The sequence below is a fragment of the Variovorax sp. CAN15 genome, from assembly GCF_030462475.1.
In the GTDB taxonomy this organism is placed as follows: domain Bacteria; phylum Pseudomonadota; class Gammaproteobacteria; order Burkholderiales; family Burkholderiaceae_C; genus Variovorax.
The window spans coordinates 20,747-46,447 of sequence record NZ_JASMRZ010000031.1; the positions used below are offsets into that span (position 1 = coordinate 20,747).

Here is a 25,701-nt window from a genome sequence, read left to right on the forward strand (position 1 = left end):
GAGAATTCTGCAATGGAAATCTCTGAACAATGCGTGGTCGGCCTGACCTGGACGATGAAAGACACGCTCGGCGACGTGCTGGACGTGCTCGACGAGCCGGTGGAATTCCTGGTCGGCGGCGACGATCTCTTCGACGTGATCGAAGCGGCCCTGCAGGGCCACGAGCCCGGCGCCCGGGTGCAATTGCAGATCGAACCCGAACAGGGCTTCGGCGACTTCAACGACCAGCTGCTCTTCCTGGAGCCGCGCTCGCTCTTTCCCGAAGGCACCGAGGAGGGCATGACCTTCGACGGCTCCGCCCTGCCCAAGGGAGTGAACAGCGAAATTCCGAAAGATGCGATCTATACCGTGGCGGAAATCTATCCCGACCACCTGGTGCTCGACGGCAACCATCCGCTGGCGGGCATCGCGATACGGCTCGACATCACGGTGCGATCGGTGCGCGAAGCCACCGAGGAAGAAGTGGGCCGCGGCACGGCCGGCACGGGCTTCTTCAAGGTCGCGCCGATGGCGCCGGGCAACCAGACGCTGCACTGATGCGCTGAACCCGGCCTGCAGGCGCACATGAAAAAGCCGGGCGATGCCCGGCTCTTTCACGTCTGGAAGAACGCCCCCTTACATGCGAGAGATCTGGCCGTTGTCGATGCGCACGCGGTCGCCGATGCGCAGGTCGCCAGGGCTTTGCACGTCGAAGGCACGGTAGCCGCCCCGGTCGGTCTGCACCGACACCCGGTACATCTCGTAGACGCGCGGGCCGTTCTGCTGCGCCTCGATGGTGTTGCCCAGCAGGGCCCCGCCCACGATGCCCAGAGCGGTCGCCGCCGCACGGCCATTGGCGCGACCGAACTGGTTGCCGACCACGCCGCCGATCACGCCACCGGCGACGGCACCGCCGCCCGTGGTGCCGGTGCCGGCGGTTTCGCTGCGCAGCACCTCGATGTTGGCCACGTGGCCGTACTCGACGTAGGAAGCTTCCTGGTAGGGAATGGCCTGCGGGGGGGCCTGGTACGGATAGCGCGAGGTCGTATAGACCGGCGCCGGTGCCACGCACGCCGTGAGCGTGGCCAGGGCCAGCACGGAAGCGGTGACGGAAACAAAGCGCATTGAGATCTTCATGTTGGGAGGCTCCTCGAATAAACGGCACATGCATCATGAATGCATGCACCCTGCGTGTGCCTGACTAACGCCGCAGCATCCGCCGCGATGACGCAATTCACACACTGAAACCTTCGAGGCCCCGGGCCCGGGCCGGTTCCGCTCTTTACCGCGTGGAAACTCAGCCTGCCTTCAGGATCTGCTCAATGTTTGCCGGTGGAGCCGTAGCCGCCTTCGCCGCGTTGCGTAGGTGCAAATTCTGTGACCACCCGAAACTGCGCCTGCACCACCGGCACGATCACCAGCTGGGCCAGCCGCTCCATCGGGTTCAGCACGAAGGGCGTGTCGCTGCGGTTCCAGGCGCTGATCTTCAGTTCACCCTGGTAGTCGCTGTCGATCAGGCCGACGAGGTTGCCCAGCACGATGCCATGCTTGTGGCCCAGCCCCGAGCGCGGAAGGATCAGCGCCGCATAGGCCGGGTCGGCCAGATGGATGGCGATGCCGGTGCCCACCAGCTGCCAGCCGTTGGGCTCCAGCGTGATGGGGGCATCGAGGCAGGCTCGCAGGTCGAGGCCGGCGCTTCCGGGAGTGGCGTATGCGGGCAGTTGATCCACCATGCGCGGATCGAGGATGCGGACGTCGACTTTCACTTAGTTTTTGCCTTGCTTCTGTTGCTGTTCTCTTTGCTTGCGGGCCGCGTCTTCCAGCACCTGCTGCCACTTGGCGACGCCGGGAGTGAGCTTCACGCCCTTCAATTTCTTGCCGAACCAGGCCGCCAGCGCCGCGAGCACGAGCAGCACGCCGAACGGCACGCCCGCTGCCCACAGCACGAGGAACACCAGCGCGCCGCCAACGCTCAGTACCTTGAGCAGCGCCGGGTCGAAGGAGCCCGGCTGCTTCCTGGGCACTTCGCCGCTGGGAAGCTCGGGGCGCTGCATCGCGGCGGTGACGGGGCCCTGCCCCTGCCCTTGCGGGCTGGGGGTCGGCGTCATGCCGACATCGAGCCCATGCTCACCGAGCGCCGCCGTTCGCTTGGGCAGCGCCGCCTGCGCGGACAGCCTCTCGACATAGCGGGCGAAGTCGCCGTTCGGCGGTGTGTTCCATTGGGGATTCATCAGACCCTCCAGTCGGCAAGACGCGCCGCGATCTCGGTCATGAGCTCGCGCGCCAGCGTGAGCTTGGGTGCGCGCGGGAGCTCCCGCACGCCATTGGCGTCCACCAGCAGCAGCGCGTTGTCGTCCTGGCCGAAGGTCAGCGGGCCGATGTTGCCCACCAGCAGAGGGATGCCCTTGCGCTCGCGCTTGGCCTTGGCGTGCTCGGCGAGGTTCTCGCTCTCGGCGGCGAAGCCCACGCAGTAGAGCTTCTTCGACTGGGCCCGCTCGCTCTTCGCGACGGTGAGGAGGATGTCCGGGTTCTCGGTGAAGTTCAGCACCGGCGTCCTGCCGCTGCCGTCCTTCTTGATCTTCTGGTCGCTCTGGGTAGCCGGGCGCCAGTCGGCGACGGCAGCCGTAGCTACGAAAATGCTAGCACTCTGGGCTGCGCGGGTGGTCGCTTCGAGCATGTCCTGCGCCGAGAGCACGTCGACGCGCGTCACGCCGCGCGGGGTGGGCAGGTGCACCGGACCTGCCACCAGCGTGACCTCTGCGCCCGCCTCGCGGGCCGCGCGGGCAATGGCAAAGCCCATCTTGCCGGACGAATGGTTGGTGATGCCGCGGATCGGGTCCAGCGCCTCGAAGGTCGGCCCGGCCGTGACCAGCACCTTCTGCCCCGCGAGGAGCTTGGGGCTGAAGAAGGCGGTGATGTCCTCCAGCAGTTGCGCCGGCTCCAGCATGCGGCCGTCGCCGGTCTCGCCGCAGGCCTGCCAGCCGTTGCCCACGCCCAGCACGGTCGCGCCGTCGGCCGCCACCTGCATCAGGTTGCGCTGGGTGGCCGGGTGCCCCCACATCTCGCGGTTCATGGCCGGCGCGATCAGCAGCGGAATGCGGTCCATCGGGCGGGCCAGGCACATCAGGCTCAGCAGGTCGTCGGAGCGGCCCTGCACCAGCCGGGCGATGAAGTCGGCGCTGCAAGGCGCCAGCACGATCGCGTCGGCCTCGCGGCTCAGGTTGATGTGCGGCATGTTGTTGGGCTCGCGGGTGTCCCACTGCGAGGTGTAGACGGTGCGCCCCGAGAGCGCCTGCATGGTCACGGGTGTGATGAACTGCTCCGCCGCCTCGGTCATCACGACCTGGACGGTCGCGCCCGCCTTGACGAACAGCCGGCACAACTCGGCCGACTTGTAGCAGGCGATGCCGCCCGTGAGACCGAGAACGATGTGTTTGCCGGCGAGATCTTGCATATCGCCGGAGTGTAATGACCCTCAGCTCGCACACGGGGCCGCCGCGCACGGCCGCCCGAAGCGGCCGGCCCGCCCCCGGTAGGGGGAAGGAGAAGCGCGCGCAGCGCGCGGAGCCTGGGGGGGAGCCATATACAATCGCAATTTCCCACTGCCCGGATCTATGGTCCGGAACTGGCATGACCAAATTTGTCTTCGTCACCGGTGGTGTCGTTTCTTCCCTTGGCAAGGGAATCGCCTCCGCCTCGCTCGCCGCGATCCTCGAATCGCGCGGCCTCCAAGTCACCCTCATCAAGCTCGATCCGTACATCAATGTCGACCCCGGCACGATGTCGCCCTTCCAGCATGGTGAAGTGTTCGTCACCGACGACGGCGCAGAGACCGACCTCGACCTCGGCCACTACGAGCGCTTCATCAACACGCGGATGCGCAAGGCCAACAACTTCACGACCGGCCAGATCTACAAGACCGTGCTCGAGAAGGAACGCCGCGGCGACTACCTCGGCAAGACGGTGCAGGTGATCCCGCACATCACCAACGAGATCCAGGAATACATCAAGCGCGGCGCCGGCATCGGCACGGCGCACGAGGTGGACGTGGCCATCGTCGAGATCGGCGGCACCGTGGGCGACATCGAGTCGCTGCCCTTCCTGGAAGCCGTTCGCCAGATGAGCCTGCGCATGGGCCCGAACAACTCGGCCTTCGTGCACCTGAGCTACGTGCCCTGGATCGCCGCCGCCGGCGAGCTCAAGACCAAGCCCACGCAGCACACCGCGCAGAAGCTGCGCGAAATCGGCATCCAGGCCGACGCCCTGCTGTGCCGCGCCGATCGCCCGATCCCCGACGACGAGCGCGCCAAGATCTCGCTGTTCTCGAACGTGCCCGAATGGGGCGTGATCTCCATGTGGGACGTGGACACCATCTACAAGGTGCCCCGCATGCTGCACGAGCAGGGCCTGGACGGCCTGATCTGCGACAAGCTGCGCATCAACACCCCGCCCGCCAAGCTGCAGCGCTGGGACGACCTGGTCTACGAGGTCGAGCACCCGCAAAAGGAAGTGTCGATTGCCATGGTCGGCAAGTACGTCGACCTGTCGGACAGCTACAAGTCGCTGAACGAAGCCCTGCGCCACGCCGGCATGAAGAACCATGCCCGCGTGAAGATCGACTACATCGACTCCGAGACCATCAACGCGCAGGACGTGTCCCGGCTGGCCAAGTACGACGCCATCCTGGTGCCCGGCGGCTTCGGCCAGCGCGGCGTGGAAGGCAAGATCTCGGCGGCCCGCTTCGCCCGCGAAGGCAAGGTGCCCTACCTGGGCATCTGCCTGGGCATGCAGGTCGCCACCATCGAATACGCCCGCCACGTGGCCGGCCTGAAGAACGCCAACAGCACCGAGTTCGACCCCGAGACGCCCACCCCCGTGATCGCTCTGATCACCGAATGGAAGGACGCCGACGGCACCGTGAAGACGCGCGACGAGAAGTCCGACCTCGGCGGCACCATGCGCCTGGGCGCGCAGAGCTCCGACGTGTCTCCCGGCACGCTGGCCCACAGCATCTACGGCGACGTGGTCACCGAGCGCCACCGCCACCGCTACGAAGCCAACGTCAACTACCTCGACGAGCTGCGCAAGGCCGGCCTCGTGATCTCGGCGCTCACGCAGCGCGAGCACCTGACCGAGATCGTCGAGCTGCCGCAGGATGTGCACCCGTGGTTCATGGGCGTGCAGTTCCACCCCGAGTTCAAGTCCACCCCGTGGGGCGGCCATCCGCTGTTCAACGCCTTCATCAAGGCGGCGCTCGAACACAAGGAAAAGGGCGCGGGCAGCACCAACAAGGCACTGAAGGCGGTCGCATGAGCGCCGCGCCGGGCCGCCCCAAGCAAGCTCGCGCCGCAGTGCGGAGCACGGAGGTATTCGAATGAGCAGTGGATACGTCATCGCCCACGTCGAGGTGACCAACCCGACGCAGTACGAGGAATACAAGAAGTGGTCGAGCGCCGCCATGCAGGCGCACGGCGCCGAGGTGTGCGTGCGCGGCGGCCAGGTGCAGCCGCTGGAGGGCGACTGGAAGCCAACGCGCGTCGTGATCCTCAAGTTCCCCAGCTTCGAGAAGGCCAAGGCCTTCTACGACACGCCCGAATACCTCAAGGCCCGCGAAGCGCGCGCCGGCGCCGCGATCATGAACATGATCGCCGTCGAGGGCCTCTGAGCCCCTGCCCCATTTATTCATCCGCCAAAGAGAACCGAAAGAGAAAGACAAAAGATGAGTGCAATCGTTGACATCGTCGGCCGCGAAATTCTCGACAGCCGAGGCAACCCCACCGTCGAATGCGACGTGCTGCTGGAGTCGGGCACCATGGGCCGTGCGGCCGTGCCCTCGGGCGCGTCGACCGGTTCGCGCGAAGCCATCGAGCTGCGCGACGGCGACAAGAGCCGCTATCTCGGCAAGGGCGTACTGAAGGCCGTCGAGAACATCAACACCGAGATCTCGGAAGCCGTGCTCGGCCTCGACGCCAGCGAACAGGCCTTCCTGGACCGCACGATGATCGACCTCGACGGCACCGACAACAAGGGCCGCCTGGGCGCCAACGCCACCCTCGCCGTGTCGATGGCCGTGGCCCGCGCCGCTGCGGAAGAGTCGGGCCTGCCGCTGTACCGCTACTTTGGCGGCATGGGCGGCATGCAGCTGCCGGTGCCGATGATGAACGTCATCAACGGCGGCGCGCACGCCAACAACAGCCTCGACCTGCAGGAATTCATGATCATTCCCGTGGGCGCCAAGAGCTTCCGCGAGGCCGTGCGCTACGGCGCCGAAGTGTTCCATGCACTCAAGAAGATCCTGGGCGACCGCGGCATCAGCACGGCGGTGGGCGACGAAGGCGGCTTCGCTCCCAGCGTCGAAAGCCATGAAGCGGCCATCCAGCTGATCCTGGAAGCCATCGACAAGGCCGGCTACACCGCCGGCGAGCAGATCGCCCTGGGCCTCGATTGCGCGGCCAGCGAGTTCTACAAGGACGGCAAGTACGTGCTGTCGGGCGAGAACCTCTCGCTCACGTCGGAAAGCTGGACCGACATGCTCGCGACCTGGGTCGACAAGTACCCGATCATCAGCATCGAAGACGGCATGCACGAAGGCGACTGGGACGGCTGGAAGCACCTGACCGAACGCCTGGGCAAGCGCGTGCAGCTGGTGGGCGACGACCTGTTCGTCACCAATACCAAGATCCTGCAGGAAGGCATCGAGAAGGGCATCGCCAACTCGATCCTGATCAAGATCAACCAGATCGGCACGCTGACCGAGACCTTTGCCGCCATCGAAATGGCCAAGCGCGCGGGCTACACCGCCGTGATCTCGCACCGCTCGGGCGAAACCGAAGACAGCACCATCGCCGACATCGCGGTGGGCACCAACGCCGGCCAGATCAAGACCGGCTCGCTGTCGCGCTCGGACCGCATCGCCAAGTACAACCAGCTGCTGCGCATCGAAGAAGACCTCGGCGACATCGCCGTCTATCCGGGCCGCGGCGCGTTCTACAACCTGAAGTAACGCCCGGACGCCACGCGGCATGCGCGCCCGCTTCGTTCCTCCGATCATCCTGCTGCTCCTGCTGGCCATCCTGCAGTGGCAGCTGTGGAACGGGCGCGGCAGCGTGCGCGACGTGGCCCAGTTGCGGACCAAGCTGGCCGACCAGAAGGAAGCCAACGCCAAGGCCACGCTGACCAACGAGCGCCTGGCCTCGGAGGTCAACGACCTCAAGGACGGCCTCGAGATGGTCGAGGAACGTGCGCGGGCGGAACTCGGCATGGTCAAGCCCAACGAAGTGTTCGTGCAGATCGCGCACTAGGATGACCCCCAGTCTTCGCGCACTTCGTGTCGCTTCGCCAACCCCCTTCCAGGGGGCGACACCGGCGGCCCGGCAAAGCCGGTTCCGCGGTGTCCCACGAACAGACCACGACGGTGCCCTCTGGGGGCGAATCTGATTCTTGAGCTTCTCTCGGCCCCTGCATTCCTGCTCTGGGGCTCTCCCGTCAGCTGGCTCGAGCTTGTCGCCGCGCTCCTCGCGCTCGCCATGGTCGGCTGCAACATGCGCGAGATCCACTGGGGATGGCCGCTGGCCATCGTCAGCTCGCTGCTCTACGTGGCGGTGTTCGCCAAGGCTCGCATCTACGGCGACGCCTCGCTCCAGGTCTTCTTCGCGCTGGTCGCCCTCTGGGGCTGGACGCAGTGGCTGCGCGGCCACCGCGCCGACGGCAGTGCGCTGCATGTCAGCCGCCTTTCGTCGCACGGCATCGCGCTTACGCTGCTCGCCTGCGCTCTGGCATGGCCGGCCGTCGCCCTCTTCCTGCGCCGCTTCACCGACACCGACGTGCCTTGGTGGGATGGCTTCGCCACCGGGCTGAGCCTTGTCGGGCAGTTCCTGCTCGGGCGCAAGTTCATCGAGAACTGGCTGATCTGGCTGGCGGTTAACGTCGTGAGCGTGGGCCTCTTCATCCACAAGGGCCTGTGGCTCACCGTGGGCCTGTACACGGTGTTCGCCGTGCTCAGCGTGGCCGGCTACCTCGCCTGGCGCCAGCGCATGCCCGCGGCCGCCAGGGCAGCGCACGCATGACGCCCGTGCTGCCGGCCGGCTGCGTCATCGCCCTCGTGGGCGCCGAGAGCACCGGCAAGACCGAACTGGCCCGCGCCATCGCGCAGCGCCTGCAGGACCGCGACGTTCCGACGACCTTGGTGAGCGAATACCTGCGCGAATGGTGCGAGCGCGAGGGCCGCACGCCGCGCCCCGACGAGCAGCAGGCCATCGCCGACGAGCAGACCCGCCGCATCGCGCTCGCGGCCGCCACCGGCGTGGTGGTGGCCGACACCACCGCGCTCATGACCGCCGTCTACAGCGAGCAGCTCTTCGCCGACACCTCGATCTACGACAGCGCGCTGGCGGCCCAGCGGCGCTACGCCATCACGCTGCTGACCGCGCTCGACCTGCCCTGGGTGGCCGACGACATGCGCGACGGCCCGCATGCGCAGCAGCCGACCGACACGCTGGTGCGCGCCGCGCTCGCGGGCGCGAAGCTCTCGTATGCCGTGGTGCACGGCAGCGGCGGCGAGCGGCTGGCCAACGCATGGAACGCCATCGTCTCCATCGCGGGCAACGAAGGCCGGCCGCGCACACGCGCCAGGTCCGACGCGAAACCCGCCTCCTGGTCGTGGCCTTGCGAGAAATGCTCCGACCCGGAATGCGAACATAGGCTCTTCAGCGATCTCATCGCGCGCCGCGAGTAGCGCGCAGCCCACTTTCCTACCGGAGACCCGATGCCCTTTTCGACCTTCGCGCGCATCGCGCTTCTTCCTGCCGCCCTGCTGCTGTCCGCCATTGGCCCGGCCCACGCAGCGCCCATCGCGGCCACCGTCGAGAACGGAACCACCACCACCGCCTGCGCCGAGGAAGACAACGTCTCGCTGACCCTGCGCGGCGAAGGCATCCGCCGCATGCGCATCGAGGCGCTGCAGCCCGACTACCTCGACAAGATCGGCAACGACGTCACCGCGCCCGACTTCTCGGGCTGCAACTTCGACGGCGGCGAGCACCCCACCGACCCGGCCTACCGCTTCCGCAAGCGCACCGTGGTGCTGATGGACAACGCCCAGTGGCGCATCGTCGGCATGACCCTGCCGAGCTTCTGGCGCCCGCAGCGAGTACCCGTGCAGGTGGGCAAGCGCAAGGACAGCGGCTTCCACCTCTTGCAGGTGTTCAGGAAAGAAAACGGCAAGGCGCTCGAAGCCATCGTGCTCTATCCGTCGGACGGCTACTGGCGCCTCAAGCCGCTGCCCGAGCCGCGCTTCGGCGACGGCGTGTACGGCTCCTCGTTCCTGCTCGGTCCGGTCGAGGCAGCCGCGCGGCCGGTGGTGAACATCGCGTCGATCCGCATCGTGCCCCGGCCGCTGGCGATCAACGTGCGCTTCACCAACGGCGGCAGCGCCGCCGTGCGGGTGGACGAAATCAGCCGCGCGCGCACCGCGCTCGACGTGACGCTGTCCAAGCCCACCGCGAGCGCCCAGCCCTTCGCGGTGCTGCGCTCGATGTACGTCACGCCCGACAACGCCGACGTGAGCGAGGTGCGCTGGCAGCCATCGCCCGGCGCCGCGCAGCAGGTGCTGCCGCTGCCGGAGGTGAAGAGCCTGCAGGCCACGCAGGTGCGCTTCGGGCGCAGCCTGCCGTCGAAGCACAACACGAGCGCGCCGGATATCTCGTTCGGCGGCTTCGACGACGCCCCCCGATGACATCTGGCGGCCCGGCGGCCGCCTGCAGCCTTCAGGCCTTTACTGCACGACCGGGCTGCCCGGAACGCGGTCGCCCACCGGCGTGAACAGCTGCGCCGCATCGACCGCATCGAAGCGGTACTGCTTGCCGCAGAAGTCGCAGCCCACCTCGATGTCGCCGCGCTCGGCGAGGATGCTCTCGGCCTCTTCCACGCCGAGGCCGCGGATCATCTGCGCCACGCGCTCGCGGCCGCAGGTGCATGCGAAGTGCGGGCCGAGCAGGCCGGCTTGCGGCTCGAAGCGCAGCAGCTTCTCTTCCCAGAACAGGCGGCGCAGGATGGTCTCGACGTCGAGCGTGAGCAGCTCGTCGCGCGTCAGGCTCGACGCGAGGATCGAGATGCGGTTGTAGTCCTCGTTGCGGCCGATCTGGTCTTCGTTGGCCTGGTCGTGGTCCTTGTCGGAGGTGCCTTCGAGATTGCCCTCGCCCTTCACCGGCAGGCGCTGGATCAGGAGGCCGGCGGCGACCTTGTCGTCGGCGGCCAGCACCAGCGTGGTGTCGAGCTGCTCGCTTTGCAGCATGTAGTGCTGCAGCACGTCGCTGAGCTTGCCGAGCTTTTCGCCGTTGTCGCCGAAGAGCGGCACGACGCCCTGGTAGGGCGTGGCGCCCGGCAGCTTGTCCTTGGGATCGAGCGTGATCGCGCAGCGGCCCTTGTTGTTCACGTTGACCATGTCGGGCAGGTGCGCGTCAGCCGGCAGCTCGCCCATCACCTTGGCGGTGGCGCGCAGGCTCAGGTCGGGCTTGGCCTCGGCCACAACCACCTTGACGGGGCCATCGCCGAAGATCTGCAGGATGAGTGCGCCGTTGAACTTGATGTTGGCCTGCATCAGCGTGGCCGCGGCCGTCATCTCGCCGAGCAGTTCGGCCACGGGCGGCGGGTAGGCGCCGGTGGCGGTGTTGGAGGCGCGCCGAGCGAGGATCTCCTGCCACGCATCCGTCAGGCGCACGATCATGCCGCGCACCGGCAGGCCATCGAACAGGAATTTGTGCAGCTCGCTCAAAACGTCTTCTTTCTGTGTGTGTGCCTGCGACCGATGCGGTCAGGCGATCTTCTTGAGGCCCTTCGCGAAGCGGCGGGCGTTCGATACATAGTTTTCCGCGCCCTGGCGCAGCTTGGCGGCCACCTCGTCGTCGAGGGTGCGCACCACCTTGGCGGGCGAGCCCATGATGAGCGAGTTGTCGGGAAACTCCTTGCCCTCGGTCACCACGCTGCCGGCGCCAACGATCGAATTGCGGCCGATCCTCGCGTTATTCAAGACCACCGCCTGGATGCCGATCAGCGTGTTGTCGCCGATGGTGCAGCCGTGCAGCATCACCTGGTGGCCCACCGTCACGTTGTCGCCGACGGTCAGGGGACAGCCGATGTCGGCGTGCAGCACCGACAGATCCTGGATGTTGCTATTGMGCCCGATGCTCAGCGTCTCGGTGTCGCCGCGCAGTACCGCGCCGAACCACACGTTGGCGTTCTCCGCCAGCCTGACGTTGCCCATCACCTCCGCGCTGTCGGCCACCCATGCACCTTCGCCCACCTGGGGTGCCACACCGTCGAGTTCGTAGAGCGCCATTGTTCCGGTCCCTGCAAGGTCAAAACCTAGAATTGTAGGGATGCACCCCCGATTGAGCGCGCTGGCCGCGCTTCGCCTTACAGATCCCGACGAAAAGGTGGCCGCCACCCGTGCCATCCGCGCCACCTCTGCGGATGGCGCTACCGATTCCATAGCAGCCGAAACCATCCGCACCGCGGGAGACGATCTCGGCGTGCCGGGCCGCCCCGAGCGCCCGCTGCGCGTGGCCGCCACGGCCGTGCAGAAACGCTCGCCCTTCACCACCGAGGGACGCGCGGCGCTGATCCATTCGATCTGCCATATCGAGTTCAACGCGATCAACCTCGCGCTCGACGCCATGTGGCGCTACGACGGCATGCCCGAGGCCTACTACCGCGACTGGCTGCGCGTGGCCCACGAAGAAGCGCTGCACTTCACGCTGCTGCACGCGCACCTGCAGGACATGGGCTGGCGCTATGGCGACTTCCCCGGCCACGACGGCCTGTGGAACATGTGCGAGAAGACCAAGGACGACGTGCTCGCCCGCATGGCGCTGGTGCCGCGCACGCTGGAGGCGCGCGGGCTCGACGCCACGCCGCTCATCCAGGGCAAGCTCAAGCGCGTGAACACGCCCGATGCGCTGCGCGCGGTGGAGATCCTCGACATCATCCTGCGCGACGAAGTGGGCCACGTGGCCATCGGCAACCACTGGTACCGCTGGCTGTGCGAGCGAGCGGGCATCGACCCGGAAGCTGCCTACCCCGGGCTCGTGGCGCGCTACGACGCGCCTCGCCACAAGCCGCCCTTCAACCTCGAGGCGCGCGGACGGGCGGGCTTCAGCGCGGAAGAAMTGCGCCAGCTCTCGCAGACGCAGGACAAGGCCTGAGGCCGCGGCCTTCGGCCTTGTTCTCTTCTTCAGCTCAGGCCGGACGGGCCTGCACCACCAGCTTGGGCGTGAAGTGCTGCAGCACGTCGCCATTCTGGTTGAGCGTCTGGCAGCGCATCGCCACCATCGCGCGACCGGGCTTGGAGCGCGAGGGCACGATGTCGATGATTTCGCTCTCCACGTGCAGCACGTCACCGGGACGTGTCGGCTTGGGCCACTGCAGCTCGCCGCCCGAGCCGATGATGCCGTCGGCCAGCGGGATGCCGCTTTCGACCAGCAGCTTCATCGTGAGCGCGGCCGTGTGCCAGCCGCTCGCGGCGAGGCCACCGAAGAAGGTGCTCTTGGCGGCCTCTTCGTCGGTGTGGAAGGGCTGCGGATCGAACTGCTGCGCGAAGGCCTTGATCTGCGCCGCGTCGAGCGCGTGCTCGGCGCTGCGGAAACGGTCGCCGACCTTCAGGTCTTCGAGATACAGCTTGGCCATGGGGTCTCCTTTGTTTTGGGTGGCGATCGTCATTCTCGGACGGCCGGCGTTCAGACGCGCTCGAGGATCGTCGCGATCCCCTGCCCTCCGCCGATGCACTGCGTGGCCAGCGCGTAGCGGCCCTTCTCGCGCGCCAGCAGCGAGGCCGCCTTGCCGGTGATGCGCGCACCGGTCGCGCCCAGCGGATGGCCGATGGACAGGCCGCCGCCGTCGAGGTTGATCTTCGCCGGGTCGAGCCCGAGGTCGCGGATGCAGGCCAGCGCCTGCGAGGAGAAGGCTTCGTTGATCTCGATCACGTCGAGGTCGGCTGCACTCAGGCCCGCACGGGCCAGCGCCTTGCGCGTGGCGGGAATGGGGCCGATGCCCATGATCGCCGGGTCGACGCCCACGGTCGCGAACGAGCGGATGCGCGCCAGCGCCTTCAGGCCGTGCTTCGCCGCGAACTCGTCGCTGGTGACCAGCACCGCCGCCGCGCCATCGGTCAGCGGCGAGGATGTGCCAGCCGTCACCACGCCGTCGGGGCGGAACGCGGGCTTGAGGTTCGCCAGCGCTTCGGCGGAAGTGGTCGGGCGGATGCAGCCATCGGCATCGACCACATCGCCCGAAGCCAGGCGCACCGGCACGATCTCGCCCGCGAGCCGCCCCTGCGCGCGCGCCTCGGCCGCCTTGCGGTGCGACTCCACCGCGAAGGCCTCCTGGTCGGCGCGGCTCACGTTCCAGCGCTGAGCGACGTTCTCGGCGGTCTCGCCCATCGAGATGTACGCATCGGTGTTCTCCTTGAGCTCAGGGCTCGGCGAGAAGTTGAAGCCGCCCTGCGGCACCATCGTCATCGACTCCACGCCCACGCAGAGGAAGGCATCGCCCATGCCCGCCTCGATCTGCGCGGCGGCGATGTGCACGGCCTGCATCGACGAGCCGCAGAAGCGGTTCACCGTCATGCCGCCCACTTCGTGCGGAAGGCCAGCCAGCAGCCCGACGATGCGCGCGAGGTTGTTGCCCTGCGAGGCCTCGGGGTAGGCGCAGCCGAGAACCACGTCTTCGAGCAATGCGGGATCGAGGTCGGTGCGCTGCAGCAGGCCGCGCACCACGCCGGCGGCGAGCGTGTCGGGCCGCACCTCGGCGAGCGCGCCTTTCTTCGCGAAGTGGAACGGGGAACGGGCGTAAGCGGAAATGACGGCTTTCATGACATGGACTCCAGCAGATTTGACTACCATCCAATCGGTAGGCTTCAAGGTCGAAAAATAAGCACGCCGAAGCGTGCCTGCGCGAGGCCGGGACTCAGCCCGGCAAGGAACTCCTGAGTTGGGCGATGGCTTCGTCGAAGTCGTCGACGCGGCCTGTCATGCGCGCCGACAGCAGCGCGCCCTGGCAAACCGAGAACACATAGGCGGCCAGCGAGGCGACCGAGGTACCGGCCTTGCGCTGCGTCATCAGCGCGCCCAGCACGCCGGTGAGCCACGTCACCTGCGTATTGCGCAGCTCCTGCACGGCCAGGCGCAGCTCGTCGTTGATGACGCCCCATCCAGGGGCCACCGCCCCCGCGGGGCACATGCCCGAGCCTGCCCTGAGCGTGTTGCGGTACATGCGGAAATACGATTCGAGCGCGTCCTTCGGCTCGCGCGCCCGGGCGGCGTCCCAGTCCTTGAAGCCCTGCGTGGCCGCGCGGATCACCGCGACGCCCAGCGCCTCCTTGGTCGGGAAGTGGTGATACAGGCTGGCCTTGCGCACGCCGACCGCGTCGGCCACGTCCTGGAAGCTGAAGCCCAGGTAGGAGCGCGTTTCGATGAAGCCGCGCGCCACCGCGAGGATCTGCTCGCGGGTGCTGCCGGTGGCAAGGGCTGTGGCATTGGTCATCTACCTACTATAAGGTAGGCAAATTCAATCCTGCAAGCAGCAGGGTCAATCGGCCTTGATTCCCGCAGCCTTGACGATCCGCCCGTTGCTCTCGAACTCGCTGGCGATTTCCTTCGCGAACGCCGCCGAAGTGCCGCCGGTCGGCACGTTGTCGGTGGCCGTGAGCCTGGCGCGCAGCTCGGGGGTGGCCAGCGCCTTGTTGATCTCGGCGTTGTACTTCGCGACCAGCGCCGGCGGCGTGGCGGCGGGTGCGAACACGCCGAACAGCGAATTGATGTTCGCCGCCTTGTAGCCCAGCTCGCCCAGCGTGGGCACCTGCGGCAGGCTCTCGAGCCGCGCGGGCGCGCCCACCGCCAGCGGGCGCAGCTTGCCCGACTGGATGTGCGACGAAAGCGTCGGGCTCGCATTGGTCGAAAGAATCTCGAACTGCCCGCCGATCGCGTCGTTGAGCTGCTGGCCGCCGCCCTTGTAGGGCACGTGCGTGATGTCGACGCCCGCAGCCGCGCGCAGCTGCTCCAGCACGATGTGCCCCAGCGAAGCCGGCCCCGATGTGGCCCAGCGCACCGCGCCCGGATGCGCCTTGGCATCGTCGATCAGCGCGCGGAAGTCCTTCGCCTTGCTGGCCGGCGTCGCGATCAGCAGCACCGGCGAATACATGACGCTGGCCACCGGCGCCACGTCCTTCAGCGGATCGAAGGGCAGCTTGCCCAGGTGCGGGCTCAGCACCAGCGGGCTGATGGCCGAGAAGCCCAGCGTCGCACCGTCGGGCGCAGCCTTGGCGACGGCGTCCATGCCGATGGCGCCGCTCGCGCCGGCACGGTTGTCCACGATCACCGTGACGCCCATCTGCGCCGCGAGCCGGTCGCCCAGCGCACGCGCGACCACGTCGCTGACGCCGCCCGCCGGGTAGGCGACGATGAGGCGCACGGTCTTGGGCACGGCCTGCGCGAAGGCGCCGGAAGCGGCGCACAACGCGGCAGCGGCCAGGAGACGGGTCGCCATGCGGCGCGAGGGCTTCGAGGAAGCAAGGAGATTCATGGTGTCGGTCGATTGAAAAAAAGGAAAAGACGCACGGCTTCACCCTCGCGGATGGTGCTGCGCATGCAACTGCTTGAGGCGCTCGCGCGCCACGTGCGTGTAGATCGTCGTCGTCGAGATGTCGGCGTGCCCCAGCAGCAGTTGCACCGCGCGCAGGTCGACGCCGTGGTTCAGCAGGTGCGTGGCGAAGGCGTGGCGCAGCGTGTGCGGCGACAGCGGCACGTGGATGCCCGCCGCGCTGGCGTGCTTCTTCACGATGATCCAGAACATCACGCGCGTCATGCCCGCGCCGCGCGCGGTGACGAACAGGTCGGGCGTCTGCTGCCCATCGAGGATGGCCGGGCGCGATTCGTCGAGGTAGCGCTCGATCCAGCGCCGCGCCTCGGCGCCGAAGGGCACCAGCCGCTCCTTGTTGCCCTTGCCGAGCACGCGCAGCACGCCATCGTTCAGGCTCATGTCGATGGCCTTGAGCGCCACCAGCTCGCTCACGCGCAGGCCGCTCGCGTACATCAGCTCCAGCATCGCGCGGTCGCGCAGGCCCAGCGGAGACTCGACGTCGGGCGCGGCCAGCAGGTCATCGACCTGCTTCTCTGAAAGCGTCTTGATGGCGCGCGGCATCTGTCGCGCGGGCATGAGCCGGATGCTCGGGTCGGCCGCGATGCGCCGCTCGCGCAACGCCCATCGGTAGTAGCGCTTGAACACCGTCAGGCGCCGGTTGGCGGAAGTGGCCTTGCCCCTGGTCGACAGGCGCGCGCCCATGTAGGCCTGCAGGTCCGACTCCTTCGCGGCGTCGAGCGCGGTGCCGCTGCGCTGCGCGCCGAGCCATTGCGCGAACAGCGCGAGGTCGCGGCGGTAGGCGGCCAGCGTGTTCTTCGACAAGCCGTCCTCGAGCCACAAGGCGTCGATGAAATCGTCGATACCGGGTGTCGTCTGCGTGGCTGCCTCTGTGCTCATGCCTTGCAAGATAGCAAAAAGAAAAAGCCGCCCGGCATGCGGGCGGCTTCGCTGGCGTGAGGAACGACCCTCAGTCGAGCTTCAGGTTCTGCTTCTTCACGACCTGCTTGTACACGTCGTACTCGGCCTTGATCTGCGCGGCGAACTGTTCGGGCGAGTTGGCGACGATCAGCGAGCCCGTGTCCTCGATGCGCTTGCGCACCGCCGGCTCTTCGACTGCCTTCTTCACGCCCGCGTTGATCTTCTCGACCACTTCCTTCGGCAGGCCCTTCGGGCCGAGGATGCCGTAGTAGGCCATGCGGTTCACCGGCTCCAGGCCCACTTCCTTGAAGGTCGGCACGTTGGGCAGCGCGGCCAGGCGCTGCGGCGCCGCCACCACGATCGGAATCAGCCGGCCGCTCTGGATGAAGGGCATGGCCGAGGGGATGTTGTCGAACATGATCGGCACCTGACCGGCCACCACGTCGTTCAGCGCCGGACCCGCGCCGCGGTACGGGATGTGCGTGACGAAGGTGTTGGTCAGGCTCTTGTAGAGCTCCATCAGCAGGTGGCCGATGCCGCCCGTGCCCGACGAGGCGTACGAGTACTTTCCGGGGTTCTTCTTCAGCTCGGCCACGAACTCGGCGTAGTTCTTGGCGGGGAAGCTGGGATTGACCGCGATGATGTTCGGCGTGGCCGCGATGTTGATAATCGGCGTGAAGTCGTTGATCGGGTCGTACGGCGTCTTCGGGTTGATGGCCGGGTTGGCCGCCGTGCTCGACACCGTGGCGATGCCGAGCTTGTAGCCGTCGGGCGCGGCACGCGCGGTTTCGGCCGCGCCCACGATGCCGCCGCCGCCGGCGCGGTTGATCACCACCACCGGCTGGCCCAGCACCTTGCCCAGCGGATCGGAAATCACGCGCGCCACGATGTCCGTCGTACCGCCCGGTGCGAACGGCACGCTCAGTTCGACGGGCTTGTTGGGATATCCCTGCGCGAAGCTCTGACCCGCCACTGCGACCAGTGCCGCGGCTCCCACCATCGCGCCCCATTGACGACGTTGCATCGAAAACTCCTTGTTGATCTGTCTGACTGACTAACCGACTGATGTCGAAAAACGAAGCCCGGATGCTAGCGGCTCGGACTCCCTCCCCGTGCTCTGGATTACCCATGGTCGGGGAGGTTTATTCTCGAAGCGGTGAACTACGCCCAACTGCTCTTCCCCGACTTCTCCCTCATCGCCATCGGCTGGCTCCTGTGCCGCTATACCGCCCTCGACCGTCGGGTGTGGGATCAGGTCGAGAGCCTCGTCTACTACTTTCTATTTCCTGTATTGCTGTTCCACTCGATCGTGCGCAGCCCGCTCGACTTCGGTGCGACATCGAGCCTGCTCACCGCCGGCGTCGGCGTGGGCATCTGCGGCATCGCGCTGGCCTATGCCCTGCCCTTCGTTCCGGGCCTGCGCACGCACATCGACCGGCGCGACCACGCGGCCAGCGCGCAGATCGCCTTTCGCTTCAACTCGTTCATCTGCCTGGCGCTGGCGGAGCGGCTCGGAGGCTCCGAGGGGCTGCTGCTGATCGCGGTGCTGATCGGCGTGTGCGTGCCGATCTTCAATATCGCGGCCGTGTGGCCGATGGCGCGGCATGCGCAGACGGGGTTCGTGCGGCAGTTGGTGCGCAATCCGCTGATCGTCGCGACCGTGGCCGGGCTGCTGGCCAACGTGCTCGGGCTCACGGTGCCCGCCTGGGCCACGCCTACGCTGACGCGAATCGGGGCAGCGTCGCTGGCGCTCGGGTTGCTGGCCGCCGGGGCAGGGATGAAGTTTTCCACCCTCGGCGCGGGGAAGGTGCTGGCCGTTTCCGTGCTGGCCATACGGCACCTGTGCTTGCCGCTGGTGGCTTGGGGACTGGCCCGGTTGCTGCGGCTGGATGCCGCGCAGGCGGCTGTGCTGATGGCGTTTTCCGCCGTGCCTACGGCTTCCAGTGCGTACGTTCTGGCTGCCCGGATGGGCTACAACGGGCCTTATGTGGCGGGGCTGGTGACTCTTTCCACTTTGTTGGGGGTTGTCAGTTTGCCGTTTGCCTTGGCGTTGCCCCGGTGACGTTCTTTGGGAGGTTGCTTCCCGGCGCCGGGTCTCGGCCTCCTAAGCAGCCAGCCAGTGCACGCTGAAGAGCCTCTCAGGATCAGTCCAGACAGCTCCAGGCCGAAACCCCGCCCTCAAAGCCAGTGCGCGAAGCCCCTCCACGGTGAACTTGTGCGAGTACTCCGTGTGAATGGTCTCGCCTTCCTCGAACGCAAAATCCTGCCCGTCCAAGCGGACACTCTGCGCCCGCCGGCTCACGAGATGCATCTCGATGCGCCGACGCGGCGCGTTGTAGAACGCCGCATGCGAGAACCCGTCGAGATCGAAACCGGCATCCAGCTCCGCATTGGCCCGCCGCAGCAGGTTGAGGTTGAATTCCGCGGTCACTCCCTGCGCATCGTTGTACGCAGCATGCAACCGCCCCGGGTCCTTCACCAGATCGACCCCGATCAGCAGGCCGCCCCCGCGCAGCATCCGCGCAGCCAGCTGCAAAAACGCCAGCGCCTCGTCGGGCTCGAAGTTGCCGATGGTCGAGCCGGGAAAGAACCCCACGCGGCGCCCTGCCCCTGCCATCGGCGCAGGCAGCACCAGCGGCATGGTGTAGTCGGCCGCGATGGGCTGCACGACCAGATCCGGGTAATCGGCCCTCAGGCGCTCGGCCGCCGCCTCCAGGTGCTCGCCGGAGATGTCGATGGGCAGATAGCGCCTGGGCGTCTCCAGCGCATCGAGCAGCAGCCGCACCTTGGTCAGCGACCCGGCACCGAACTCGACGATTTCCGCGTTCGGCCCGATCTGCCCCGCGATCTCGCCTGCGCATTCGCCGAGGATGCGCAATTCGGTGCGCGTCGGGTAGTACTCGGGCAGTTCGCAGATGCGATCGAAGAGTTGCGAGCCCGCGGCGTCATAGAAGAACTTCGGCGAGATGCTGCGCGGCGAGCGCGCGAGCCCCGCCCGCATCTCGCGGCCGAACTCCGACAGCGGGGCTGCAGCGGCGGCCTGCGGCTTGCGGCCGTCCGTTGCGGGCACGAAGGACAGCGACGAGGAAGAGGTTGGATTGCGCATGATCAAAGGTCTTTCGCGAGCCGCAGCCCCGAGAACTGCCAGCGCGCCGCCGGCGGGAAGAAGTTGCGATAGCTGGGCCGCGCATGCCCGGCCGGCGTGGCGACGCTGCTGCCGCGCAGCACCAGTTGCCCCACCATGAACTTGCCGTTGTATTCGGCTGCGATGCCCGGCAGCGGCCTGAAGCCAGGGTACGGGTCGTACGAGGACCGCGTCCATTGCCAGACATGCCCGGTCATCTGCGAGATGCCGGGCGCGTCGTGCGCGGCCTCCCATTCGAACTCGGTCGGCAGCCGCGCGCCGGCCCATTCGGCGTAGGCCGCGGCTTCATAGAAGCTCAGCTGAGACACGGGTGCATCGGCTTCCATCGGCCGCACGCCGTGCAGGCCGAAAACATGCCAGCCGCCGCCCGCCTGGGCCGCGGGGCCGGCGAAGCGCAGCCGCGGATCGTCCTGCGCCAGCCAGTAGGCCGGATGCCGCCAGCCGTTGGCCTGCACCGCGGCCCAGCCGTCGGACAGCCACAGCTCCGGCCGCTGGTAGCCGCCGTCGGCGATGAACTGGGCGTAGTCGCCGCAGCTCACGAGGCGGTCGGCGATGGCGTACGGCTGCAGCAGCGCGCGGTGGCGCGGCGTTTCGTTGTCGAAGGAGAAACCGTTGCCGTCGTGTCCCACCTCGACCATGCCGCCGGGCCTTTCGATCCAGCGCATGGCGGGCGGCACCGCCGCCAGACGCAGCGCAGGGCCGCCGGCGGGCTTGCAGGCGGGCAGCATGGGGTTGCAGGAGAACGCGTGCAGGATGTCGGTGAGCAGCAGCTCCTGGTGCTGCTGCTCGTGGTTCAGGCCGAGCGTGACGATGGGCTCGATCACGCTCCAGTCGAGCCCGCCCTCCTCCAGCAGCGCCAGCACGGCGTCGTCGACGTGGCGCCGGTACTCGTGCACCTCGTCCAGCGAAGGCCGCGTGAGCAGGCCGCGCTGCGGGCGCGGATGGCGCGGACCGAGCGCCTCGTAGTAGGAGTTGAAGAGGTAGTGGAAGCGCGGATCGAGCGGCCTGTAGCCGCCCGCATGCGGCTGCAGCAGCACGCTCTCGAAGAACCATGTGGTGTGCGCGAGATGCCACTTGGTGGGGCTGGCATCGGGCATCGACTGGATGCACTGGTCTTCGGCGGACAGCGGGGCGGCAAGCGCCAGGCTGGTTGCGCGCACTTCGCGGAATCTGTCGCGCAGTGCGCCCGCCGCCGGAATGGTCGGCCGGGAAAGCGTCATGGAATCTCCAGTCGGGTCAGCCGCAATTTGTAGCCCATCCGGGTCGCGGCGGCGCGTAGGACAAAACGCCGCAGGCCTGCCGCCGCGACTTCGGCAAAGAGCGCCAGAGAGCGCAAGGGGGCTGCCACTGTGGCACAAGACGCCGGGACGTGCAGGACGGCTGCGTATCATCCGGCGAATGCAAACGACCAACCCCTCGGGCAGGCCCAAAGTCGTCATCGTCGGCTGCGGATTCGGCGGACTCGAAGCGGCCCGCAAGCTGCAGAAAGCCGACGTGGACGTGACGGTGATCGACAAGACCAACCACCACCTGTTCCAGCCGCTGCTGTACCAGGTGGCGACCGCCGGGCTCGCCGCGCCGTCCATCGCGGCGCCGGTGCGCGGGCTGTTCCGCAAGCAGCAGAACATCACGACGCTGCTGGGTGAGGTGAGCGGCATCGATCCGGCGGCGCGTTCGGTGCAGCTGGCCAACGGCGATCGCGTGCCATACGACCACCTGATCGTCGCCGCCGGCGCCACGCACAGCTACTTCGGGCACGACGAGTGGTCCACCGTGGCGCCCGGGCTGAAGACGCTGGCCGATGCCTTCGAGATCCGCCGCCGCGTGCTGCTGTCCTTCGAGACCGCCGAGATCACCGCCGACCTGGAACGCCGCCGCGCCCTGCTCACCTTCGTGGTGATCGGCGCCGGCCCCACCGGCGTCGAAATGGCCGGCACGCTGGCCGAGATCGCCAAGCACACGCTGTCGGGCGAGTTCCGCCACATCGACCCGGCCAGCGCCCAGGTGCTGCTGATCGAAGGCGGCCCGCGCGTGCTGCAGGCCATGCCCGAGTCGCTGAGCCAGAAGGCGCTGGAGCAGCTTCAGAAACTGGGCGTCGAGGTTCGGCTGAACGCGCGCGTGACCGCCATCGACACCACCGGGCTCGAAGTGCAGACCGGGGGTGGTGCAGATGGCTCGCCGGTCGACAGCTACCGAATCGATAGCAGCTGCGTGGTGTGGGCGGCAGGCGTGGCGGCCTCGCCGCTGGGCCGCATGCTGGGCACGGCCACGGGTGTCGAATGCGACCGCGCGGGCCGCATCAAGGTCGAGCCCGACCTGAGCCTCGCGGGCCATCCCGAGATCAGCGTGGTCGGCGACCTCGCCGCCGCCATGAGCCACGCGCCCGGCAAGCCGCCCAAGCCCGTGCCCGGCGTGTCGCCCGGTGCCAAGCAGGCGGGGCGCGCCGCGGCGGCCAACATCCTGCGCCGCATCGCGGGCCAGCCGACGGTGCCGTTCCGCTATGCCGACTATGGCAACCTCGCCACCATCGGCCGCAATTCCGCCGTGGTCGACCTGGGCACGCCCTTCGGCCCGCTGCGCTTCAGCGGCCGGCCCGCGTGGCTGTTCTGGTTGTTCGCGCACGCGTACTTCCTGATCGGTTTTCGCAACCGCGTCGTCGTGATGATGGATTGGGCCGGCGCCTACTGGAGCTTCCAGCGCAACGCGCGCGTGGTGGCCGACGTGCAGGGCAAGAGCGAATCCTGAAGACGAGCCCCCGATGCTCTCGCTCTTCATCTGGATCGCGGCGCATGCCGCCGAGGCGCTGTTCTGCCTCTGGGTGCTGCGCCGGGGCGGCGCCGAACGGCTCGAAGGCACCTTCGCCTCGGGCTTCCTATTCAGCAACTTCGCGCCGGGATGGAGCGCCGAGGGGCTGAAGATGGCGGCGCTGATCCTGCTGGTGTTCTGCGCCGTCAGCTTCATCGCGGGCCTGTTCGTGCCCGGGCTGCGCTGCTGGGGCAGTTGCTAGCGGCGCCCTGCCACGCCAGGCCGCACAGGACTCAAAAGAGCCCGCCCCACCGGCCGCCACCCCAGTGCGGCTGAGCCTGTTCCTCGCGCTGGTGCTTGCGCCATTCCCAGGGCGGCGTCGGCTGCGGATCGGCCCAGAGGCCGGCGCGGCGCGCCTGTGCACGTTCCTGCAGCTTGAACAGACCTCCGCCGCGCCGGGTGGCGAGGTGGTTGTAGTCGTACACCCAGGCCCAGCCTTCGGACACCATGCGGCCGCCGGCATCCTCGCCGTTGCAGCTCACGTCGGCCACGGTGCGGCCGTAGCGGTCGGTGTCGATCTCGGTGATGAGCGCCTGCTCGCCGAAGCAGATGCCGCTGAGCGCCTGCCTGCTGCGCTGGCCGTAGGGCTGGGCCTTCTCGGGCGCGTCGATGGCCGCGATGCGCACCTTCACACGCTCGTAGGCGCCGATGCGCCCGCAGCGGGCGGTGAGCGTGTCGCCATCGCTGATGCCGACGACGAGGCAGTTTCGCGAAGCGGCCTGCGACGGAAGGGGAAAGGCCAGGAACAGAGGAAGAAAAAGAAAGAAAAGACGAGAAGGCAGCGCGCGAAAGTGCATGAAGAAGCCGGAAAGACCAGGAGATAGGCAGAATGGCCGGTCCGGTCGAGGCTAAGTGATCCGCGCACCGGAACCATTCGGGACACAGTTTTTTTCCTTTCTTTCTCGCGCTCTTCCCCGAACCGCGCTTCGAAGGAGACCCCGCATGCAGGAACCCACCCGTGACGACTGGTTTTCCGCCGCCAACGACGCATGGGATGCCGGCGCGCACAAGAAGGCGCTGTCGCTGTTCCTCAAGGCCGCCGCATCCGGCGAGACCCACGCACTCAACAGCGTAGGCTACTTCCTCGACCACGGCATCGGCGTGAAGCAGGACAGCGCCGCAGCCCGCCAGTGGTACCGCAAGGCGGCCAGGGCCGGCGACATCGCAGGCTGCGCCAACCTTGCCATCTGCTACCGCGACGAAGGCAACTTCCGCTGGGCCCGCTTCTGGTTCGAGCGAGCCTATGCCAAGGGCGACGGCGACGCGGCGCTGGAGCTGGGCAGGCTCTTCCTGTGGGAAGGCCCGCACCAGAACCACCGCAAGGTCGTCGACTACCTGACGAAGGCGACGATGGCGGCGTCCGTCACGCCAGATGGGAAGAAGGAGGCCGGGAGGCTCCTGAAGTCGATGGGGCGCAAGGCGTAGCGGAGTGGCGCGCCCCGTCCGGTCTCACTTGGCCGCGTTCTCATCCTCCTGCAGCAGCCGCCACATCACCTTGCCGCTACCGCTCTTGGGCAGCGCGTCCACGAACTGCACCTTGCGCGGGATCTTGTAGACCGCCATGTTCTCGCGGCACCAGTCGATGATCTGCTGCTCGGTCGTGTCCTTGTGGGTGGGGCGCAGCACCACCACGGCCTTGACGGATTCGCCGCGGTAGTCGTCCCTGGTCGAGATCACGCAGGCTTCCTGGATGGCCGGGTGGCGGAACATCAGCAGTTCGACCTCGGCCGGCCACACCTTGAAGCCGCTGGCGTTGATCATGCGTTTCAGGCGGTCGGTGATGAAGAAGTAGCCGTCCTCGTCCATGCGGCCCATGTCGCCCGAGCGGAAAAAGCGCTTGCCCTCGAATTCGACAAACGCGGCGGCCGTGGCGTCGGGGCGCTTCCAGTAGCCCTGGAACACCTCGGGGCCGTGAATGATGATCTCGCCCGACTCGCCGATGGGCATTTCCTTCAGCGTGTCGGGGTCGACCACGCGCGCGTCGGTGCTCATGAACGGGATGCCCAGGCACTGCTGCTTGGGGTTGTCCAGGGGGTTGGTGTGTGAGGGCGCGGCGGTCTCGGTAAGGCCGTAGCCCTCCTGGTACTTCAGGCCGTACTGCTCGAAGAGGCGCTGCGCCACGGCCTGCGGCATCGCGGCGCCGCCGCCGCCGATGTAGGTCATGCTCGACAGGTCGTAGTCCTTGAAATTGGGGCTGGCCATCAGGTCGATGACCATGGTCGGGATGTTGGTCCATGCCGTCACCTTCCAGCGCGAGATGAACCGGCCGGCCACGTCGCGGTCCCAGCGCGGCATGATGATCAGCGTGGCGGCCGCGAGGATGGCGGTGTGCATCATGCTCACCACGCCGGTGATGTGGAACATGGGCACCACCGCCAGCACCACCGTCTCGGAGGTCGAGCCGCCCCACATCTGGCCTGCGACGGCGTTGTGCATCAGGCTCGAATGGTGGTGGACGCAGCCCTTGGGCAGGCCGGTGGTGCCGCTGGTGTAGGGCAGCAGCGCCATGTCGTTGGCGCCCACCACGTGCTCGGGCGGCGGGTGGCCGGCTTCGAGCGCATCGGTCCAGGCGATGACCTTGCCGCCTTCCAGCGCAGGCAGCGGGTGGCGGGTGGTGAGCCACTCCTTCCAGGCCGGCGCCGGGGCGTCGTCGCCCGACACGTCGGCATCGAAGGCGTCGGTGAACTGGGTCACGATCATGTGAGCCAGCCGCTGCCCGGACGGCAGCGCGTTGCTGGCCTTGGCCAGCTCGGGCGCCAGGTCGCCGGTGATGATGGCCACCTTGGCATCCGGGTCGGTGATGTAGTGCTTGAGCTCCTCGGCCCGGTTCATCGGGTTGACCGGCACCACCACCGCGTTGGCGCGCAGGATCGCGAAATGCGCGATCACCAGCTGCGGGCAGTTCTGCATGTCCAGGATCACACGGTCGCCGCGCTTCACGCCCAGCGCATGCAGCGCGCCGGCCAGCTTCTCGGCCTGCGCGGCGAACTCGCGGTAGCTGATCACGCGGCCGAAGAACACCAGCGCGGGCTTGTCGGGGTAGCGCGCGGCAGAGGTGGCCAGGTTGTGCCAGAGCGAGGTGGCGGGGACGGTGATCGAATGCGGCAGGCGCTTGGGCCAGAACTTATGGTGCGGGCGTTGTTCCATGGTCGAAACGGGCGGAAGAAGAAGGGAAGGAAGGGGAAGAGGGGAAGAGGGGGAAAAGAAAGCTTCCCGCCAGCCTA

General features: G+C 67.7%; 29 protein-coding genes. 13 read left to right on the forward strand and 16 right to left on the reverse strand.

What is annotated here, in order from left to right:
- Nucleotides 1-12: 12 nt before the first annotated feature.
- Entirely contained in the window at nucleotides 13-537 is a 525-nt protein-coding gene (locus QMO14_RS19170; protein WP_301509033.1) for a peptidylprolyl isomerase, read from the forward strand.
- Nucleotides 538-615: 78 nt separating this feature from the next.
- Here QMO14_RS19170 and QMO14_RS19175 read toward each other — a convergent pair whose 3' ends face one another.
- The 4 genes from QMO14_RS19175 to coaBC all read right to left on the reverse strand — a co-directional run bounded on the left by QMO14_RS19175 (nucleotide 616) and on the right by coaBC (nucleotide 3,433).
- Nucleotides 616-1,116, reverse strand: coding sequence for a glycine zipper 2TM domain-containing protein (locus QMO14_RS19175; protein ID WP_301509034.1), 501 nt, complete (start codon nucleotides 1,114-1,116; stop codon nucleotides 616-618).
- A 182-nt stretch (nucleotides 1,117-1,298) separates the two neighbouring features.
- Complete coding sequence (gene dut, locus QMO14_RS19180) at nucleotides 1,299-1,745, reverse strand: dUTP diphosphatase (RefSeq protein ID WP_019655978.1); 447 nt, start codon at nucleotides 1,743-1,745, stop codon at nucleotides 1,299-1,301.
- A complete protein-coding gene (locus tag QMO14_RS19185) occupies nucleotides 1,746-2,210 on the reverse strand; it encodes a hypothetical protein (protein WP_301509035.1) in 465 nt (154 codons plus the stop codon).
- Nucleotides 2,210-3,433, reverse strand: a complete 1,224-nt coding sequence (coaBC, locus tag QMO14_RS19190) for a bifunctional phosphopantothenoylcysteine decarboxylase/phosphopantothenate--cysteine ligase CoaBC (protein ID WP_301509036.1) — start codon at nucleotides 3,431-3,433, stop codon at nucleotides 2,210-2,212. The genes QMO14_RS19185 and coaBC overlap by 1 nt, the downstream gene beginning before the upstream one ends.
- 176 nt (nucleotides 3,434-3,609) lie before the next feature.
- Here coaBC and QMO14_RS19195 point away from each other — a divergent pair, with 176 nt between their 5' ends.
- The 7 genes from QMO14_RS19195 to QMO14_RS19225 all read left to right on the forward strand — a co-directional run bounded on the left by QMO14_RS19195 (nucleotide 3,610) and on the right by QMO14_RS19225 (nucleotide 9,712).
- Nucleotides 3,610-5,292, forward strand: coding sequence for a CTP synthase (locus QMO14_RS19195; protein WP_081267220.1), 1,683 nt, complete (start codon nucleotides 3,610-3,612; stop codon nucleotides 5,290-5,292).
- 61 nt (nucleotides 5,293-5,353) lie between these two features.
- Entirely contained in the window at nucleotides 5,354-5,644 is a 291-nt protein-coding gene (locus QMO14_RS19200; protein WP_301509037.1) for a DUF1330 domain-containing protein, read from the forward strand.
- Nucleotides 5,645-5,698: 54 nt separating this feature from the next.
- The gene (gene eno / locus QMO14_RS19205) at nucleotides 5,699-6,982 is read left to right on the forward strand and encodes a phosphopyruvate hydratase (RefSeq protein ID WP_093203187.1); all 1,284 of its coding nucleotides are present in this window, start codon (nucleotides 5,699-5,701) and stop codon (nucleotides 6,980-6,982) included.
- A 19-nt stretch (nucleotides 6,983-7,001) separates the two neighbouring features.
- Nucleotides 7,002-7,280 (forward strand): cell division protein FtsB, encoded by a 279-nt coding sequence (gene ftsB, locus QMO14_RS19210; RefSeq protein ID WP_301509038.1) that lies wholly within the window; start codon nucleotides 7,002-7,004, stop codon nucleotides 7,278-7,280.
- Between the two features lie 135 nt (nucleotides 7,281-7,415).
- Nucleotides 7,416-8,045: a nicotinamide riboside transporter PnuC gene (pnuC, locus tag QMO14_RS19215; RefSeq protein ID WP_301509080.1), complete on the forward strand. Its 630-nt coding sequence runs from the start codon at nucleotides 7,416-7,418 to the stop codon at nucleotides 8,043-8,045.
- Nucleotides 8,042-8,713: an ATP-binding protein gene (locus tag QMO14_RS19220; protein WP_301509039.1), complete on the forward strand. Its 672-nt coding sequence runs from the start codon at nucleotides 8,042-8,044 to the stop codon at nucleotides 8,711-8,713. Before pnuC ends, QMO14_RS19220 begins: the two co-directional genes overlap by 4 nt.
- A gap of 30 nt (nucleotides 8,714-8,743) precedes the next feature.
- Nucleotides 8,744-9,712, forward strand: coding sequence for a hypothetical protein (locus QMO14_RS19225; protein WP_301509040.1), 969 nt, complete (start codon nucleotides 8,744-8,746; stop codon nucleotides 9,710-9,712).
- Nucleotides 9,713-9,751: 39 nt separating this feature from the next.
- Here QMO14_RS19225 and QMO14_RS19230 read toward each other — a convergent pair whose 3' ends face one another.
- Nucleotides 9,752-10,750 carry an Hsp33 family molecular chaperone HslO gene (locus QMO14_RS19230; RefSeq protein WP_301509041.1) on the reverse strand — a complete coding sequence of 333 codons (999 nt, stop codon included), beginning with the start codon at nucleotides 10,748-10,750 and terminating at the stop codon, nucleotides 9,752-9,754.
- 39 nt (nucleotides 10,751-10,789) lie between these two features.
- Nucleotides 10,790-11,314, reverse strand: coding sequence for a gamma carbonic anhydrase family protein (locus tag QMO14_RS19235; RefSeq protein WP_301509042.1), 525 nt, complete (start codon nucleotides 11,312-11,314; stop codon nucleotides 10,790-10,792).
- Nucleotides 11,315-11,354: 40 nt separating this feature from the next.
- Here QMO14_RS19235 and QMO14_RS19240 point away from each other — a divergent pair, with 40 nt between their 5' ends.
- Entirely contained in the window at nucleotides 11,355-12,179 is an 825-nt protein-coding gene (locus QMO14_RS19240) for a ferritin-like domain-containing protein (RefSeq protein WP_301509043.1), read from the forward strand.
- A gap of 34 nt (nucleotides 12,180-12,213) precedes the next feature.
- Here QMO14_RS19240 and QMO14_RS19245 read toward each other — a convergent pair whose 3' ends face one another.
- The 6 genes from QMO14_RS19245 to QMO14_RS19270 form a co-directional block, all read right to left on the reverse strand.
- Nucleotides 12,214-12,660 carry a MaoC family dehydratase gene (locus tag QMO14_RS19245; RefSeq protein ID WP_301509044.1) on the reverse strand — a complete coding sequence of 149 codons (447 nt, stop codon included), beginning with the start codon at nucleotides 12,658-12,660 and terminating at the stop codon, nucleotides 12,214-12,216.
- Between the two features lie 50 nt (nucleotides 12,661-12,710).
- Nucleotides 12,711-13,844 carry a thiolase family protein gene (locus QMO14_RS19250; RefSeq protein WP_301509045.1) on the reverse strand — a complete coding sequence of 378 codons (1,134 nt, stop codon included), beginning with the start codon at nucleotides 13,842-13,844 and terminating at the stop codon, nucleotides 12,711-12,713.
- Between the two features lie 94 nt (nucleotides 13,845-13,938).
- A complete protein-coding gene (locus QMO14_RS19255; RefSeq protein ID WP_301509046.1) occupies nucleotides 13,939-14,514 on the reverse strand; it encodes a TetR/AcrR family transcriptional regulator in 576 nt (191 codons plus the stop codon).
- 45 nt (nucleotides 14,515-14,559) lie between these two features.
- The gene (locus QMO14_RS19260; protein WP_301509047.1) at nucleotides 14,560-15,552 is read right to left on the reverse strand and encodes a tripartite tricarboxylate transporter substrate binding protein; all 993 of its coding nucleotides are present in this window, start codon (nucleotides 15,550-15,552) and stop codon (nucleotides 14,560-14,562) included.
- 39 nt (nucleotides 15,553-15,591) lie between these two features.
- Nucleotides 15,592-16,506, reverse strand: a complete 915-nt coding sequence (gene xerD, locus QMO14_RS19265; RefSeq protein WP_301509048.1) for a site-specific tyrosine recombinase XerD — start codon at nucleotides 16,504-16,506, stop codon at nucleotides 15,592-15,594.
- Nucleotides 16,507-16,576: 70 nt separating this feature from the next.
- Nucleotides 16,577-17,551 carry a tripartite tricarboxylate transporter substrate binding protein BugE gene (locus QMO14_RS19270; RefSeq protein WP_301509049.1) on the reverse strand — a complete coding sequence of 325 codons (975 nt, stop codon included), beginning with the start codon at nucleotides 17,549-17,551 and terminating at the stop codon, nucleotides 16,577-16,579.
- Nucleotides 17,552-17,671: 120 nt separating this feature from the next.
- Here QMO14_RS19270 and QMO14_RS19275 point away from each other — a divergent pair, with 120 nt between their 5' ends.
- Nucleotides 17,672-18,589 (forward strand): AEC family transporter, encoded by a 918-nt coding sequence (locus QMO14_RS19275; protein ID WP_301509081.1) that lies wholly within the window; start codon nucleotides 17,672-17,674, stop codon nucleotides 18,587-18,589.
- A 42-nt stretch (nucleotides 18,590-18,631) separates the two neighbouring features.
- On the opposite strand, the gene egtD is transcribed toward QMO14_RS19275, so the two are convergent.
- Together egtD and egtB are read right to left on the reverse strand one after the other, a co-directional pair.
- Nucleotides 18,632-19,633, reverse strand: a complete 1,002-nt coding sequence (gene egtD, locus QMO14_RS19280) for an L-histidine N(alpha)-methyltransferase (RefSeq protein ID WP_301509050.1) — start codon at nucleotides 19,631-19,633, stop codon at nucleotides 18,632-18,634.
- 2 nt (nucleotides 19,634-19,635) lie between these two features.
- A complete protein-coding gene (gene egtB / locus QMO14_RS19285; protein ID WP_301509051.1) occupies nucleotides 19,636-20,892 on the reverse strand; it encodes an ergothioneine biosynthesis protein EgtB in 1,257 nt (418 codons plus the stop codon).
- 178 nt (nucleotides 20,893-21,070) lie between these two features.
- Here egtB and QMO14_RS19290 point away from each other — a divergent pair, with 178 nt between their 5' ends.
- Together QMO14_RS19290 and QMO14_RS19295 are read left to right on the forward strand one after the other, a co-directional pair.
- Complete coding sequence (locus QMO14_RS19290; RefSeq protein WP_301509052.1) at nucleotides 21,071-22,417, forward strand: NAD(P)/FAD-dependent oxidoreductase; 1,347 nt, start codon at nucleotides 21,071-21,073, stop codon at nucleotides 22,415-22,417.
- A 13-nt stretch (nucleotides 22,418-22,430) separates the two neighbouring features.
- Nucleotides 22,431-22,679: a hypothetical protein gene (locus QMO14_RS19295; RefSeq protein ID WP_301509054.1), complete on the forward strand. Its 249-nt coding sequence runs from the start codon at nucleotides 22,431-22,433 to the stop codon at nucleotides 22,677-22,679.
- 31 nt (nucleotides 22,680-22,710) lie between these two features.
- On the opposite strand, the gene QMO14_RS19300 is transcribed toward QMO14_RS19295, so the two are convergent.
- Nucleotides 22,711-23,274: a thermonuclease family protein gene (locus QMO14_RS19300; RefSeq protein ID WP_301509055.1), complete on the reverse strand. Its 564-nt coding sequence runs from the start codon at nucleotides 23,272-23,274 to the stop codon at nucleotides 22,711-22,713.
- 145 nt (nucleotides 23,275-23,419) lie between these two features.
- Between QMO14_RS19300 and QMO14_RS19305 the strand changes: the two genes are divergently transcribed.
- Nucleotides 23,420-23,902: a tetratricopeptide repeat protein gene (locus QMO14_RS19305; RefSeq protein ID WP_301509056.1), complete on the forward strand. Its 483-nt coding sequence runs from the start codon at nucleotides 23,420-23,422 to the stop codon at nucleotides 23,900-23,902.
- A 24-nt stretch (nucleotides 23,903-23,926) separates the two neighbouring features.
- On the opposite strand, the gene QMO14_RS19310 is transcribed toward QMO14_RS19305, so the two are convergent.
- A complete protein-coding gene (locus QMO14_RS19310) occupies nucleotides 23,927-25,624 on the reverse strand; it encodes a long-chain fatty acid--CoA ligase (protein ID WP_301509057.1) in 1,698 nt (565 codons plus the stop codon).
- Nucleotides 25,625-25,701: the final 77 nt, after the last annotated feature.

What these genes read in the sequence shown, in the direction of transcription:
- QMO14_RS19170 (WP_301509033.1), top strand. Translation starts at nt 13, where the DNA reads ATGGAAATCTCTGAACAATGCGTGGTCGGCCTGACCTGGACGATGAAA.
- QMO14_RS19175 (WP_301509034.1), bottom strand. Translation starts at nt 1,116, where the DNA reads ATGAAGATCTCAATGCGCTTTGTTTCCGTCACCGCTTCCGTGCTGGCC.
- QMO14_RS19185 (WP_301509035.1), bottom strand. Translation starts at nt 2,210, where the DNA reads ATGAATCCCCAATGGAACACACCGCCGAACGGCGACTTCGCCCGCTAT.
- coaBC (WP_301509036.1), bottom strand. Translation starts at nt 3,433, where the DNA reads ATGCAAGATCTCGCCGGCAAACACATCGTTCTCGGTCTCACGGGCGGC.
- QMO14_RS19195 (WP_081267220.1), top strand. Translation starts at nt 3,610, where the DNA reads ATGACCAAATTTGTCTTCGTCACCGGTGGTGTCGTTTCTTCCCTTGGC.
- QMO14_RS19200 (WP_301509037.1), top strand. Translation starts at nt 5,354, where the DNA reads ATGAGCAGTGGATACGTCATCGCCCACGTCGAGGTGACCAACCCGACG.
- eno (WP_093203187.1), top strand. Translation starts at nt 5,699, where the DNA reads ATGAGTGCAATCGTTGACATCGTCGGCCGCGAAATTCTCGACAGCCGA.
- ftsB (WP_301509038.1), top strand. Translation starts at nt 7,002, where the DNA reads ATGCGCGCCCGCTTCGTTCCTCCGATCATCCTGCTGCTCCTGCTGGCC.
- QMO14_RS19220 (WP_301509039.1), top strand. Translation starts at nt 8,042, where the DNA reads ATGACGCCCGTGCTGCCGGCCGGCTGCGTCATCGCCCTCGTGGGCGCC.
- QMO14_RS19225 (WP_301509040.1), top strand. Translation starts at nt 8,744, where the DNA reads ATGCCCTTTTCGACCTTCGCGCGCATCGCGCTTCTTCCTGCCGCCCTG.
- QMO14_RS19245 (WP_301509044.1), bottom strand. Translation starts at nt 12,660, where the DNA reads ATGGCCAAGCTGTATCTCGAAGACCTGAAGGTCGGCGACCGTTTCCGC.
- QMO14_RS19250 (WP_301509045.1), bottom strand. Translation starts at nt 13,844, where the DNA reads ATGAAAGCCGTCATTTCCGCTTACGCCCGTTCCCCGTTCCACTTCGCG.
- QMO14_RS19255 (WP_301509046.1), bottom strand. Translation starts at nt 14,514, where the DNA reads ATGACCAATGCCACAGCCCTTGCCACCGGCAGCACCCGCGAGCAGATC.
- QMO14_RS19260 (WP_301509047.1), bottom strand. Translation starts at nt 15,552, where the DNA reads ATGAATCTCCTTGCTTCCTCGAAGCCCTCGCGCCGCATGGCGACCCGT.
- xerD (WP_301509048.1), bottom strand. Translation starts at nt 16,506, where the DNA reads ATGAGCACAGAGGCAGCCACGCAGACGACACCCGGTATCGACGATTTC.
- QMO14_RS19270 (WP_301509049.1), bottom strand. Translation starts at nt 17,551, where the DNA reads ATGCAACGTCGTCAATGGGGCGCGATGGTGGGAGCCGCGGCACTGGTC.
- egtD (WP_301509050.1), bottom strand. Translation starts at nt 19,633, where the DNA reads ATGCGCAATCCAACCTCTTCCTCGTCGCTGTCCTTCGTGCCCGCAACG.
- egtB (WP_301509051.1), bottom strand. Translation starts at nt 20,892, where the DNA reads ATGACGCTTTCCCGGCCGACCATTCCGGCGGCGGGCGCACTGCGCGAC.
- QMO14_RS19290 (WP_301509052.1), top strand. Translation starts at nt 21,071, where the DNA reads ATGCAAACGACCAACCCCTCGGGCAGGCCCAAAGTCGTCATCGTCGGC.
- QMO14_RS19295 (WP_301509054.1), top strand. Translation starts at nt 22,431, where the DNA reads ATGCTCTCGCTCTTCATCTGGATCGCGGCGCATGCCGCCGAGGCGCTG.
- QMO14_RS19300 (WP_301509055.1), bottom strand. Translation starts at nt 23,274, where the DNA reads ATGCACTTTCGCGCGCTGCCTTCTCGTCTTTTCTTTCTTTTTCTTCCT.
- QMO14_RS19305 (WP_301509056.1), top strand. Translation starts at nt 23,420, where the DNA reads ATGCAGGAACCCACCCGTGACGACTGGTTTTCCGCCGCCAACGACGCA.
- QMO14_RS19310 (WP_301509057.1), bottom strand. Translation starts at nt 25,624, where the DNA reads ATGGAACAACGCCCGCACCATAAGTTCTGGCCCAAGCGCCTGCCGCAT.